This window comes from Janthinobacterium sp. PSPC3-1 (assembly GCF_049896105.1).
Classification (GTDB): domain Bacteria; phylum Pseudomonadota; class Gammaproteobacteria; order Burkholderiales; family Burkholderiaceae_D; genus Janthinobacterium.
Genome location: NZ_JAFCTQ010000057.1, coordinates 1 through 13,623 on the forward strand (window position 1 = coordinate 1; position 13,623 = coordinate 13,623).

Below are 13,623 nucleotides of genomic sequence, written 5' to 3' on the forward strand. Positions count from 1 at the left end.
TCTTGTTGTCATGTTCAACTCCTCAGGTGGTGTATTTTCCACCTATCGAGGTGTCCGAGCAAATTAGACCACAGCAGTGCGTTATGCAGATGCGGATCGGTCGACGTTCAGTATATCCGTGCGATCGGATGAGGTTGGCTGAGACAGTGCCAGACAACAAAAAACCCGCCAAGCTTGTAAGCATGCGGGTTTTGATGTTTGGTCAGACGTTGTACTACTTAATCTTGGTGCCGGGAGCCGGAATCGAACCGGCACGCTGTTTCCAGCGCGGGATTTTGAGTCCCGTGCGTCTACCTATTCCGCCATCCCGGCAACGCGAGACGCATTATTACTGATTTATCGTGATCCGGCAAGTTTTTTGCTTTATCTATCATTTATACCGTTTGCGCGACATCCTGCCAGCCATGCAAAACGCCGCCGCAGGCGTAAGCCCGGGGCGGCGTTGTGGGCGCTACAGCAGCTTAGGCAGGGTTATGAACCGAGCTCAGCTGGCGGGCGATGATGTCGTGGTTGAGCCAGACGACGGGCGCTTGCGGGTCCGACATGGCGTGGAACATCAGCGGGCCGGTGCCTTCCAGTACCAGCGAGCTCAGGTGGTCTGTGATCAGTTCCTTGCGGTCCTTGTGCAGCTTGGTGATGTCGTCCGAGGTGCCGATCATCACTTCGGCCAGTTCCGGCGTGTTGTCCATCGGCCAGGCGGCGAAGTTGCGGAAGTGGACGCTGGTGGCGTCGCCGTTGTAGGCGGCGATGCGGTCGAGCAGGTCTTGCAGCGAGGTGCCGTCTTCCAGCAGGGCCTGGCAGGTTTCCCATTGCTGTTCGGCCCAGGCGCCGCCGCCTTCTTTTTTCAGGGCGTCAAGCAGGGGGAACAGCGACAGTTCCACGCCGACGAAAATGTCGGACGAATTGGTGCGGATTTCCGGGCAGTTGAAGACGGTGGCCTTGATGCCGTTGTCCCACGCCGCCTTGGCCACGTTTTCCAGGCGCATCTTGGCCAGGCCCTGGGTGTAGTTGCTGTAGGTTTGCCACTGGTACTTGCCGTCGATCAGGATCTCGGTGCCGTGGTAGCCGTAGGCGCTGTAGCGGACCTGGCCGCCGGCCTGCTCGATGCGGGCGCGGATGGCGGCGCTGCCGTCGATCAGGTGCTGCAGGGTGTTGGCGGTGACTTCGTCGAAGTTCATCAGGATCAGCTTGCCCAGGTCGCTGTCGAGCAGGGCGCGCGAGGACATGAAGCGTTCGCCGCGGCCTTTGTAGATGCGGTTGGCGATCGCCAGGAAGACCTTGACCTTCGGAATGCCGCCGGCCATGGTGTGGGCGAAATAGACATTGCTGCCGTCAGGAATCAGGCTGTCCAGCTCGGCCATGGCTTTTGCCACCGAGGCCGTGAAGCGGGCCGTGCCAGCTTCGCGCGAACGCTCGATTTTTTCCCAGTCCAGTTTGTCTTCCTGCCAGCTTTTCAGCGTCAGGTCGGACAGCAGCGCGGTCGGGGTCGGCTCGCCTTCCGGTGCGTCGAGGTCGAAACCGGCCATCAGCGGCACGTTGATGATGCGGCCACCGAGGTTGGCTTCGGCTTCGGCCAGTTCTTCCGCGTTCAATGGGCGCAGCGCCAGGTTTTCATCGCGGCGGCCGACCGTCATGCCGACGATGTTCATGCCCGCCTTGCGCGCCTCGTCCAGCAGGCCATTGACATAGCCCCGGCCGAACAGCTCGCCAAACAGCACAAAGGTATCGCCTTTGCGGAAGATGTTTTTTTGCGGAATGTCTCTTAAGGACGTGATCTCGGTCATGGTGTCAATTCATTCTAAAAATAACAGGCAAGGGGCAAGCGAGGCCGCATTGCGTGCTGGTTCAACATCGGTGCAGTATGCGCCACTTCAGTCCGGAATATGGTGTTGCGAATGATTCTCGACTGGGGCGCAGCTTCTTGTAACTGGTACAGCTCTTATTCTTTCGCCATGGCGTATTTTACGCCTGTGCAGGGCTGAATGCCTGTGGCCGAGGCCAGGCAGGCGCCGATATTACCTCAGCTTGACGGCGCAGGTAAGCAGAATCGCTTCAGAACAGGTCGTGCTGGCGTGAAATCAGCTTGGAAAAGTCGTCGCCGAGGAAGGGCAAGATGGCGTCGGCCACCGGCTGCAACTGCTTCGTCAGGTAATGCTCGTAGTCGATGGACGAGCGCTGCGTCTCCAGCGGTTCGGGGCCGGCCACCGTGATCACATAGCTGATCCAGCCGCCGTTCTGGTACTGCAAGGGGCGCCCCTGTGCCAGGTTGTAGGCGTCGGCCGTGCGCGCGGCGCGCACATGGGGCGGCACGTTGCGCAGGTATTCGTCCAGCGGCCGGCGCAGGCGCTTGCGGTAGACCAGCAGCGCGTCGAATTCGCCGGCCAGGGTACGCTCCACGTAGTCGCGCACGTAGTCCTGGTAGGGCGCGCGCTGGAAGATGCGCAAATACAGGGCTTGCTGGAATTGCTGGGCCAGCGGGGTCCAGTCGCTGCGCACCGTTTCCAGGCCCTTGTAGACCATCTGTTCGCTACCGTCGGCTTTGCCGACCAGGCCGGCATAGCGCTTCTTGCTGCCTTCTTCCGAACCGCGGATGGTGGGCATCAGGAAACGCCGGTAATGGGTCTCGAATTGCAGCTCCAGCGCGCTGTCGAGGCCGAATTCCTCGCGCAGATAGTGCGTCCACCACTGGTTGACGTGCGCCACCAGCGCGCGGCCGATGGTGCCGGCCGCCTCGTCGTCATGCGCGGTATTGAGCCAGACAAAGGTGGAGTCGGTGTCGCCATAGATCACCTGGTAGCCCTGTTCGGTGATCAGCTCGCGCGTGCGGTGCATGATGTCGTGGCCGCGCAAGGTGATCGACGAGGCCAGGCGCGGATCGAAAAAGCGGCAGCCGCTGGAACCCAGTACGCCATAAAAGGCATTCATGATGATCTTCAGCGCCTGCGACAGCGGCGCGTTGCGCTCGCGCTTGGCGACCTCGCGGCCTTGCCATACCTGCTTCACGATGGTGGGCAGGCAATGCTTTTCGCGCGAGAACAGCGCGCCGCGATAGCCGGGCACGGGATTGATCTCGTCCTTGCGCGTGCCCACCACCAGCCCCACCGGGTCGATCAGGAAGGTGCGGATAATCGACGGATACAGGCTTTTGTAGTCGAGCACCAGCACCGAATCGTACAGGCCCGAGCGCGAATCCATGACGAAGCCGCCCGGACTGTTGTCGCCCTGCACGTCGCCCAGGTTGGGCGCCACATAGCCTTGCCGGTGCATCAGCGGCAAATACAAATGTTCGAAGGCGGCCACCGAGCCGCCGCTGCGGTCGGCCGCCAGCCCCGTCACGCTGGCCCGTTCCAGCAAAAAGGTCAGCAATTCGGTCTTCGCAAAGATGCGCGTGACCAGTTCGCAATCTTTCAAGTTATAGCGCGCCAGGGCCGGTTTGTCTTCGCGAAAGCGGCGGTCGATCTCGGCCATGCGCTGATACGGGTTGTCGATCGATTTACCCTCGCCCAGCAGGGTTTGCGCCACGTTGTCCAGGCTGAACGAGGAAAAATTCCAGGTCGCCGATTTCAGCGCCTCGATGCCGTCGATGATCAATCGGCCGGCGGCCGCCGCGAAATAATGCTCCTGCTTGCCGCCATGTTCGCGCCACTCCAGTTCGGCGCCGCCGCGTCCCAGCTTCAGGGGCACGCGATGCCGCTGGGCCTGCTCGCGCAGCACGCGCAGGTCGAACTGCACCACGTTCCAGCCGATGATGGCGTCCGGATCGTGCTGTTCCATCCAGCTGTTCAGGCGCTCGATCAGCTGGCCGCGGCTGGTACAGTATTCCAGGTCGAAGTCGAGCGGTTCGTCGCCGCCATTCTTTGGTCCCAGCATGTACACCTGGCGCTGGCCGCAGCCTTCGATCGCGATCGAATACAGCTCGCCATGGGCCGTGGTTTCGATATCGAGCGAGGCCAGTTTCAAACCGGGCCGGTAGCCGGGCGCGGGTTTCAGGTGCAACTCCTGGCCGGCTTCACCGTCAAAGGCGACCGGCGCCGTGATAAAGCGCTCCATCAGGTAGCGCTCGGGCGGGCGGATATCGGCTTCATACACATCCACGCCATGGGCGCGCAGGTGTTTCTCCAGCTTCAGCAACTGCCGGTATTGCTTGCAATACAGCCCCAGCACGGGGCGATGGTGGAAATCGCATAGCGCCAGGGGCCGCAGCTCGGCATGGCGCTCGCCGCGCAGCAGCAGTTCGGCCTGTTCTTTTTGCTCGACGGGAATGAATGCCACCGAGGTCTGCGGCGGCAGGCGTACCTGGCGCGGGCCGGCATCGGTCGCCAGCCAGAAATCGACCTGCGTGCCGTCGCGGGTATCGCGCCAGTGGCGGGTCAAAATAAAGCCCTGTTGTAAAGATTGCACCGTTGACCTTGCTATAAGAATCGCTATGCGCCGCCGCGCTGGGCTGCATGGTAATGCAAATGCGCGCCGCTGAATATGTCGCCAGGGCGCATGCCGTGCGGCATCGGCTATTGGGCTCTAGTAAAATAGCACCACTTTCACCGCCTGACCGGCCCGCGTTGCCGACATACCCGCCATGATGCCAGCCGCTACCGCCCCGCCTCCCCTCAATCTCACCGCCTGCGACCAGGAGCCGATCCGCTTTCCCGGCAGCATCCAGCCGCACGGTTTCCTGCTGGCCTTGCCGCAAGATGGCGCGCGGCATGTGCTGCAGGCGTCCGCCAACCTGGCGCAGATCACCGGCGTGGCGTTTGACCCGGCGCTGAAACAGGACTTGCCGGCCATCCTGGGCGAGCAGGCCGGCGCGCAGCTGGAAGCCGAGCTGGCGCACGGCAGCCTGGGCGTTCAGCCGACCCATATGGGCACCATTCGCGTGGCCGAGGCCGGTTACTTCGATGTGCTGGGCCATGTGCATGACCGCCTGCTGCTGCTTGAATTCGAGGCCGTCAGCCGCGCCACGCCGCCCGATTTTCGCCACCTGTATCCGAAGGTGGGGAACTTCCTGTTGAAAATCAACGACGTGCAGGATGTGGTCGAGATGAGCCTGCTCGCCGCCCGGCAGATCCGCGACGTGACGGGCTTTGGCCGCGTGATGGTGTACCAGTTCGACCGCGACGGCCATGGCCAGGTGCTGGCGGAAAGCCGCGAAGAGGGTTATGAGTCCTACCTGGGGCTGCGTTTTCCCGCCACCGATATTCCGCGCCAGGCGCGCGAGTTGTACATGCTCAACCGCATACGCCTGATCCAGGACGCCCATTACACGCCGGCGCGCCTGGAGCCGGCCATGAATCCCGTCACCGGCCTGCCGAATGATTTGTCGTATGCGGCCTTGCGCAGCGTCTCGCCGATTCATCTGCAGTACATGCGCAACATGGGCACCCTGGCGTCGATGTCGGTGTCGCTGATCGTCAAGGGGCAGTTGTGGGGCCTGATTTCCTGCCATCACGCGACGCCCTTGCCTGTGGCGTTCGAGCAGCGCACCGTGTGCGAACAGCTGGGGCAGATTCTGGCGCTGTGCATCGAGTCGCGCACCGACGCCGGCGAATTGCAATTTCGCCTGGAAGTGCGGCGCACCATGGTCAGCATGCTGGCCGGCCTTTCGCAGCAGAACGTCGACTTTGCCGACAGCCTGTGCAGCGTATTTCCCGAGCTGCTGCGCTTTGCCCGCGCCAGCGGCGCGGCCATCGTGGTCGGCGACCGGATCATGACGTATGGCAACGCACCGGGCGAGCAGGAAGTGGGCGAACTGGTGCAGTGGCTGGGCGCGAACGGCCATGGCGAGGTGTTCCATACCGATCATCTGGGCAGCGTCCACCCGCCGGCGCAGGCCTATGCGCGCCACGGCAGCGGCCTGCTGTCGATGTCGATCTCGCGCATCCACCCGCATTATCTGCTGTGGTTCCGGCCGGAAGTGGTGCAGACGGTCGACTGGGCCGGCCAGCCGCAAGGCAAGACGGGGCCGGGCCAGCTGACGCCGCGCAGCAGTTTCGACAGCTGGCGCGAAACCATCCACGGCATCAGCGCGCCCTGGCATGACGGCGAGATTGAACTGGCGGTCGAGTTTCGCGGCGCCTTGCTGGGCATCGTGCTGGAACGGGCCGAGCAGATGGCCGAGCTGGCCGAAGAGCTGGGCCGCATCAACAAGGAACTCGAAGCGTTTTCGTATTCGGTCTCGCACGACCTGCGCGCGCCGCTGCGCCATATCGCCGGCTTTGCCGACCTGCTGATGGAAACGGCGGGCGCGGAAGACCTGGACAAGCGCCGCCGCTTCCTGAAGAACATCAAGGATTCGGCGCGCCTGGCCGGCAAGCTGGTGGATGATTTGCTGAGCTTTTCACAGATGGGCCGCGCCGCCTTGCACCCCAGCCTGGTGAACATGACCGACCTGGTGCGTGGCTGCATCCAGAAGCTGGGGCTCGATATCCGCGAGCGGCGGGTGGAGTGGGAGATCGGTACCTTGCCTGTGGTGCGCGCCGATCCGACTTTCGTGCAGCTGGCGCTGTACAACCTGCTGTCGAACGCCGTGAAATTTACCAGTCACAAGGAGGTCGCGCATATCGCCGTGACCGCCACCGAGACCGCGCAGGAAGTGGTATTCCAGGTGAGCGACAACGGCGCCGGCTTCAATATGGACTATGTGCACAAACTGTTCGGCGTGTTCCAGCGCCTGCACCGGATGGAAGATTTTCCCGGCACCGGCATCGGCCTGGCCAATGTGCGCCGCATTGTCGAGCGCCATGGCGGCCGGGTCTGGGCCCAGTCCACCCAGGGCGCCGGCGCCACTTTCTCATTCAGCATTCCCAAAGACATCGATACGTAAGGCTAGCCTATGTTAAAACCCATATTATTGGTCGAAGATAACCCGCACGACCTGGAACTGACCCTGATCGCCCTGGCCAAGAGCCAGCTGGCCAATGAGGTCATCATCGCCCGCGACGGTGCCGAAGCGCTCGATTACCTGCTGTGCCGAGAACAATATGCCACGCGTGAAGCGGGCAACCCGGCGGTGGTGCTGCTCGATTTGAAATTGCCGAAAGTCGATGGCCTGGAAGTGCTGGCGGAAATCCGCAGCACGCAGGCGCTGCGCAGCATTCCGGTGGTGATGCTGACCTCGTCCAAGGAAGAACAGGATCTGTTGCGCAGCTACGAGTTGGGCGTGAACGCGTATGTCGTCAAGCCCGTCGATTTCGAGGAATTCGTGCGCGCGATCGCCGATCTGGGCATCTTCTGGGCCGTGCTGAATGAACCGCCGCCAGGCTCGCACCGCTATATCAAACCGCAGTAATGGTCAGCTATTCAGGCAGCGCCCTTGCGCCGCTGCAGCAACTGCCGGATGCGGCTGCTCAGCACGTCGGGCGTGTACGGTTTTTGCAGCAGGTTGACGCCGGGATCGAGCCGGCCTTCATGGGCCAGCACGCCTTCCGCGTAACCTGATGTAAACAGGATCTGCGTGTCGGGCAAGTGCTCGCGCACCGCCTCGCTCAGCTGCAGGCTGCTGATTTCGCCGGGCATGATCACATCCGTAAATACCAGGTCAATCGGCACGCCCGAGCGCACCAGGTTCAGCGCCGCGCCGGCATGCGCCGCCTGCAGCACGCGGTAGCCCAGCGCCGACAGCAATTCGACGGTGGAGCGGCGCACTTCTTCCTCGTCTTCCACCACCAGAATGGTTTCCATGCCGCGGCTGAGCGGCGCCATGGGCGCTTCCTCGACCACCAGCGCTTCCTGCTCATTGCGCAGCAAGAAGATCTTCACGCTGGTGCCCACCCCCGGTTCGCTCTTGAGGATGATCTCGCCACCCGATTGCTTGACGAAGCCATACGCCATGCTCAGGCCCAGGCCGGTGCCCTGGCCGGTCGGCTTGGTGGTGAAGAACGGCTCGAAGGCGCGCTGCAGCACGGCCTGGTCCATGCCGATTCCGGTGTCGGCAATTTCCAGCATCACATAGTCGTCATTGCCCACTTCCGACAGCTGCATCGAACCGGCGTTCATATTGCGTGCGCGCATGGTCAGGGTACCGCCGGCCGCCATCGCGTCGCGCGCATTGATGGCCAGGTTCAGCAGCACGTTGTTGAGCTGGTTGGCGTCGACCATGGTGCTCCACAGGCCGTCTTCGATATCGGTCTCGATGGTGGCGCGCGGGTCGAGCAGGCGCCGTATCATGTCGCCCATGTCGCGCAGCACCTGGCCCGGATTGATCAGCTGCGCCTGCAGCGGCTGGCGCCGCGCGAAGGCCAGCAGATGGGCCGACAGCTTGGCGCCCCGCTCCACGCCGGCCAGCGCCACCTCGATGCGGCTGCTGGCCTTGTCGCTGACGCCGCCCAGCAGCTTGATCAGTTGCAAGTTGCCGCCAATAATCTGCAGCACATTGTTGAAATCGTGGGCCACGCCGCCCGTCAGCTGGCCGATGGCTTCCATTTTTTGTGCCTGGTGCAGGGCCGACTGGCTGACGGCCAGTTCTTCCTGGCTCAGGCGCAAGGAGACAAAGGCGGCGTCGCGCTGCTGGCGGGCGATATACGCACCGCTGTGATAGCGTACCCTGGCCAGCAGTTCGCGCGGGTCCGGCCATTTCACCAGGTAATCATTGGCGCCGGTGGCAAAGGCCTTGACCTTGATTGATGGGTCGTCCTCGGACGACAGCAGCACCACCGGGATATGCTCGGTGGCCGGGTCGCCGCGCAGCATGCGGATCACGTCAAAACCGTCGGCGCCCGGCATGCGCAGGTCGACCAGCACGGTGGTGGCGGCCGTTTCGCGCGCCAGGGCCACCGCCATTTCCGAACGCGCATCGTAGCGCAGGGTGACGTCGGGCTCGCGCTCCAGGCCATGGGCGATCAGATCGAGCGCGATGGCTTCGTCGTCTATCAGCAGTACGGAAATGCGTGGAGATTCTTGAGTCATAAGCAAGCCAGGTGGAAGTCACTATCCAGCTTCCAGAGCCGGCATGCAAATATTTTACATGAGCTTGATTAGTTGCATAGGCAAGCAATGCTGCCGTGCGGCGGTTTTCAGGCAATTGACCGGCGTGCCGCATGCCGGGGATGGTTGGGGCTATAATTTTTCTTGTTTTTGTCATTATCAGAGCGCAAAAGCGCCCCTTACCCTGGAGACGGTATGCAAGACATGAGTTATGTGCACGGTGCCCACGAGACACCGTTGATCGGCGACACCATCGGCGCTTACCTGGACGCCATCGCGGCACGCTATCCGCAGCACGATGCCCTGATCGTCGCGCACCAACAGGTGCGCTGGACCTACTGCCAGTTCCAGCAGCACGTGCACCGCCTGGCGGCCGGCTTGCTGAAACTGGGTTTGCAGCCGGGCGAGCGGGTCGGCATCTGGTCGCAGAATTGCGCCGAATGGGTGCTGACCCAGTTCGCCACCGCCAAGGCGGGTCTGATCATGGTCAATATCAATCCCGCCTACCGCCGTTCGGAGCTCGAATACGTGCTCGACAAGGTGAGCTGCAGCGCGCTGATCCTGTCGCCCAGCTTCAAGACCAGCGACTATCTGGCCATCGTGCAGGACGTGGTGCCGGACATCGCCACCAGCCGCGCAGGCCAGTTGCGTTCAACGCGCCTGCCGCAGCTGCGCCATGTGATCCGCCTGGGCCAGGACGCCACGCCGGGCATGCACAATTTCGATCGGCTGATGGACGGCATCACCGAAGCCGACCTGGCCCATCTGGAAGCGGTCAGCGCTACCCTGCAGTTCGATGACGCGGTGAATATCCAATTTACTTCCGGCACCACTGGCGCGCCGAAAGGCGCCACCCTGACCCACCACAACATTCTCAATAACGGCTTTTTTATCGGCGAGGCCATGCGCCTCACCGAGCAGGATCGCCTGTGCATTCCGGTGCCGCTATACCATTGCTTCGGCATGGTGCTGGGCAACCTGGCCTGTGTCACGCATGGCGCGGCGATGGTGTTTCCCGGCGAAGGCTTCGATCCGAAAGCCGTGCTGGAAACGGTGCAGGCCGAGCGCTGCACGGGGCTGCATGGCGTGCCGACCATGTTCATCGCCATGCTCGACCACCCCGACTTCCAGCAATACGATTTGTCGCAGCTGCGCACCGGCATCATGGCCGGCTCGCCGTGCCCGATGGAAGTCATGACGCGGGTGATCGAACTGATGCACATGGATGAAATCACGATCGCCTATGGCATGACGGAAACCTCGCCCGTCAGTTTCCAGACCGCGATCGAAGACCCGCGCGAGATGCGCGTATCGTCGATCGGCCGCGTGCACCCGCATCTGGAGGTAAAGATCATCGATGGCGAAGGGCGCATCGTGCCGCGCGGCGAAAAGGGAGAATTGCTGACGCGCGGCTATTCGGTCATGCAGGGCTACTGGGGTGACCCTGAAAAAACCGCCGAGGCGATCGACGCGGCGCGCTGGATGCACACGGGCGACCTGGCCGTAATCGACGCCAACGGCTTTTGCAGCATCGTCGGCCGCTCGAAGGACATGGTGATACGCGGCGGTGAAAACATCTACCCGCGCGAAGTGGAAGAGTTTTTATACCGCCACCCCAGCGTGCTCGACGTGCAATGCGTGGGCGTGCCCGACGCCAAATATGGCGAGGAACTGTGCGCCTGCATTATCTTGCGCCCCGGCACCCAAGCCACCACCGCCGAGGACATCCGCGCCTTTTGCGACGGCCAGATCGCCTATTACAAGATTCCCCGCTATGTGCGCTTTGTCGAGGAATTCCCGATGACGGTGACCGGCAAGATCCAGAAGTATCTGTTGCGCAAGCAGGTGGCGACGGACTTGGGCCTGGGGGCGGATTGATGGCGGTATTTGTTATTGTGGCAATACCGGCTGCACACGCATGCACGAGAAAAAAATTGCGTACATGTAATATTTTTATACAGTAGAATAACTAAATTACTTAATGCTAACATGGTGCGTGCCCAAGCAGCCATCAGGCATCAGCCATTGCTATTGTCGAAAAACCGATATGAATAGATCGCAACGCCGTTTCACGTCTGCCCAGGGCGGCTTCACGCTGATAGAGCTGATTTCCGTGATCGTTATCCTGGGCATCCTGGCGGCAACGGCGTTGCCGAAGTTCGCCGACCTGGGCAGCGATGCGCGCAGGGCCACCATCAGGGCGGCGAGCGGTGCGCTGGCCAGCGTCAATGTCATGACGCATGGAAAGTGGCTGATCACCGGTTCAAGCACCAGGACCATCGACATGGAAGGGGTCGCCGTGGCCATGGTCAACGGCTATCCCTCGTCCGCCGCCACCACCGCGGCGGCGGCCGGCCTGTCCGCCGATGACTGGACCATCATTGTCAACGGCCGCGACCTGATCATTCGCTCCAAGGGTGCGCGTACGCCGGCCGACTGCAAGGCAACCTATTCCGAAGCCGTGGTTGACAATAACGTGTTGACGCCTTCCGCGGTCAAGGTGGTCGACAGCGGTTGCTGACACTTATGCCGCGTGTAACTGTGGCAATGACTGCCGCAAATGCTCTTCCAGCAACTCGAACACGGCATCCTTGGACAGCACATAGCGTTCCAGCAGCACCACCTTGATCGCTTCGATGGCGGCGCGGTAGTCGGCGATCGCGTGCAGGGTGTAGCTGTACAGTTCGTCCGCCTTGGCTTCCACCAGGGCCAGCGTGCGCTCGTCGCCGTGTTCGTGTTTCAGCTGGCGGTAATCGAGCTTGGAGCGCGAATACATCGACAGTTTGTTGACCATGGTGTCGAGCAGGGTGGTGGCTTTTTCGATATCGTTCTGGCTGCCCACCGAGATGCCGCGCGCGCCATAGAACAGTTCCTCGGCCGCCACGCCGCCATACAGGCCGATCACGTCGCGTTCCAGTTCTTCCAGCGTGCGCAGCGACAAATCGTCTCCCGATGACAGCACATAGCCGAGCGCGCCGATCTTCGAGACGGCTTCGGTACTGATTTTCAGCAAGTGCGACTTCTGCTTGACCTCCATCAACGGCATGCCGGCGCGCAGGTACGGGTCGATCTGCATGAAGAAGTGGCCCAGTTCGTGCAGGGCGATGCGTTCGCGCTGCAAATGTTTTTCGGCCGTGGCGGCGCGGTCGGCCAGGCCGATGGTGGCCCGCTCGAACGCGCGGAACAGCAAATCGGTATCGATCAGCACTTTTTCCTGGATCGCCAGCATGCTGGCCCGCTCGACCACGGTTTCCAGCAGGGCCGGGCTGAGGTTGGCCGTCACTTCGGCTACTTGCGCCAGGTCCAGCCGTGGCCAGTCGACGCAGCCCTCGGCCTTTTGTGACAGGAAATGGCTTAACAAGGCACCGCGTTCGGCCTTGTTGGGCAGGCGGAAATTGATTTTCACGGGGAAGCGGCGCAGCATGGCCTCATCCATCTGGCTCGATGCATCGTCGAAGTTGGAGGCGACGATCCAGATCACGCCCGCGCCTTCGCTGCTTTTCACGCCGTCCAGCAGCCCCAGCAAGGTGTTGGCCGTATCGTCTTCCCATTTGCGCTCGCCGCGTCCGCGCGGCATGAACAGCGATTGGGCTTCGTCGAGGAAAATAATGCAGCTGCCGCGCGCGCAAGCCTTGCGGTACAAGGCATTCAAGGCCTTGGCGCCGCCGCCCACATAGCCGGACTCCAGCGCCGAACCCGAGGCCTGGATCAAGGGAATATCGAGCCGCTTGGCCAGGTAGCCGGCCAGCTTGGTCTTGCCGGTGCCGGCCGGGCCCGTCAGCATGACATTGAAGGGTTTGTCGATATTGTGCGATTTGTACACGCTGCGGTTGCGTATCATGTCTTCCAGGTGCAGCACTTCCTGCTTGATGTCGTCCATGCCGATCAGGTCGTCCAGGCTGCCCTTCAGCTTGCCCGGCGCGATGACTTTGGCGCTGACGCCCATGCCGGGAATGCCGAATTTGAGCACGCACAGCAGCAGAATCACGAGAAAAATATCGACCGCATGACGCTGGACAAAAGCGCCAGCCTCATCCAGTGGGCCGTTGTCGCCGTCCTGCAGCACCGCCTTGTGCGATGCCAGGTAGGCGTCGGTGGCGATCGCGTAGGGCAGGCCGTTGCGCAGCAATACTTCGCGTTCCAGGCTCAGGTGCGAGGTGGCCGGCACTTTCACCACGTGGATGGCCGGCGCATCCTTGAACTTGAATACATAGCGCGGCGTTTCCGACAAGGGCTTGGCCAACAGCAGATACTCGAGGCGCGCGCGCTGGGCCGGCAGGGCCGTGATCTCGCCGATATTTTGCGAGCGCAGCAAGGGACTGGCGTCCTGCGCGACGACATTGGAAAAGTACAGCGCGGCGGCCACGCCGGCCACCAGGCAGCTTGCCAGGGCCAGGCGGACATAGGTATTCCGGAGCGCAAGCCGGAGTTGGTACAGAAAGGGCATGAAGGACTCGGATGGTAAGCCGGGCTTGCGGGGCAGGGCAGCGGCGGACGATAGTCTGGATGTGGCGCAGGTCGCGGCAGCATGTCGATTCGACATGCTGCGAGGCAACATACTAGTGCAAACTATAGCGCCGTCCACCGGCTTTGTGACGTGGCTGCCACAAAAAAAGGCAGCCGAAACAACAGCTTGGCGATGTGCCAATGTCCGATTATCAATAGCTTAAAAGTAAAAAACACCGGGCGCCTGCGCGTGCCGGT

At 62.0% G+C, this 13,623-nt stretch carries 8 protein-coding genes and 1 tRNA gene; 4 read left to right on the plus strand and 5 right to left on the minus strand.

Annotated features, from left to right (window positions below):
• Positions 1–225 precede the first annotated feature (225 nt).
• From ACP7B7_RS29890 to ACP7B7_RS29900, 3 genes are all read right to left on the minus strand, one after another.
• Positions 226–312: transfer RNA gene (locus tag ACP7B7_RS29890), tRNA-Leu, on the minus strand.
• 149 nt (positions 313–461) lie between these two features.
• Positions 462–1,784, minus strand: a complete 1,323-nt coding sequence (locus ACP7B7_RS29895) for an enoyl ACP reductase FabMG family protein (protein WP_426079101.1) — start codon at positions 1,782–1,784, stop codon at positions 462–464.
• Positions 1,785–2,052: 268 nt separating this feature from the next.
• Positions 2,053–4,401: a DNA polymerase II gene (locus ACP7B7_RS29900; protein WP_426079102.1), complete on the minus strand. Its 2,349-nt coding sequence runs from the start codon at positions 4,399–4,401 to the stop codon at positions 2,053–2,055.
• 175 nt (positions 4,402–4,576) lie between these two features.
• Between ACP7B7_RS29900 and ACP7B7_RS29905 the strand changes: the two genes are divergently transcribed.
• Positions 4,577–6,820 (plus strand): ATP-binding protein, encoded by a 2,244-nt coding sequence (locus tag ACP7B7_RS29905; RefSeq protein WP_426079103.1) that lies wholly within the window; start codon positions 4,577–4,579, stop codon positions 6,818–6,820.
• A gap of 9 nt (positions 6,821–6,829) precedes the next feature.
• Positions 6,830–7,285 (plus strand): response regulator, encoded by a 456-nt coding sequence (locus ACP7B7_RS29910; protein WP_308924266.1) that lies wholly within the window; start codon positions 6,830–6,832, stop codon positions 7,283–7,285.
• 11 nt (positions 7,286–7,296) lie between these two features.
• On the opposite strand, the gene ACP7B7_RS29915 is transcribed toward ACP7B7_RS29910, so the two are convergent.
• Complete coding sequence (locus ACP7B7_RS29915; RefSeq protein WP_426079104.1) at positions 7,297–8,901, minus strand: response regulator; 1,605 nt, start codon at positions 8,899–8,901, stop codon at positions 7,297–7,299.
• A gap of 213 nt (positions 8,902–9,114) precedes the next feature.
• Between ACP7B7_RS29915 and ACP7B7_RS29920 the strand changes: the two genes are divergently transcribed.
• Together ACP7B7_RS29920 and ACP7B7_RS29925 are read left to right on the plus strand one after the other, a co-directional pair.
• Positions 9,115–10,797, plus strand: coding sequence for an AMP-binding protein (locus ACP7B7_RS29920; RefSeq protein ID WP_426079105.1), 1,683 nt, complete (start codon positions 9,115–9,117; stop codon positions 10,795–10,797).
• 169 nt (positions 10,798–10,966) lie between these two features.
• Positions 10,967–11,440, plus strand: a complete 474-nt coding sequence (locus tag ACP7B7_RS29925) for a type II secretion system protein (RefSeq protein ID WP_426079106.1) — start codon at positions 10,967–10,969, stop codon at positions 11,438–11,440.
• Positions 11,441–11,443: 3 nt separating this feature from the next.
• On the opposite strand, the gene ACP7B7_RS29930 is transcribed toward ACP7B7_RS29925, so the two are convergent.
• Positions 11,444–13,366, minus strand: a complete 1,923-nt coding sequence (locus ACP7B7_RS29930; RefSeq protein WP_426079107.1) for an AAA family ATPase — start codon at positions 13,364–13,366, stop codon at positions 11,444–11,446.
• Positions 13,367–13,623: the final 257 nt, after the last annotated feature.

What these genes read in the sequence shown, in the direction of transcription:
- ACP7B7_RS29895 (WP_426079101.1), bottom strand. Translation starts at nt 1,784, where the DNA reads ATGACCGAGATCACGTCCTTAAGAGACATTCCGCAAAAAAACATCTTC.
- ACP7B7_RS29905 (WP_426079103.1), top strand. Translation starts at nt 4,577, where the DNA reads ATGATGCCAGCCGCTACCGCCCCGCCTCCCCTCAATCTCACCGCCTGC.
- ACP7B7_RS29910 (WP_308924266.1), top strand. Translation starts at nt 6,830, where the DNA reads ATGTTAAAACCCATATTATTGGTCGAAGATAACCCGCACGACCTGGAA.
- ACP7B7_RS29915 (WP_426079104.1), bottom strand. Translation starts at nt 8,901, where the DNA reads ATGACTCAAGAATCTCCACGCATTTCCGTACTGCTGATAGACGACGAA.
- ACP7B7_RS29920 (WP_426079105.1), top strand. Translation starts at nt 9,115, where the DNA reads ATGCAAGACATGAGTTATGTGCACGGTGCCCACGAGACACCGTTGATC.
- ACP7B7_RS29925 (WP_426079106.1), top strand. Translation starts at nt 10,967, where the DNA reads ATGAATAGATCGCAACGCCGTTTCACGTCTGCCCAGGGCGGCTTCACG.
- ACP7B7_RS29930 (WP_426079107.1), bottom strand. Translation starts at nt 13,366, where the DNA reads ATGCCCTTTCTGTACCAACTCCGGCTTGCGCTCCGGAATACCTATGTC.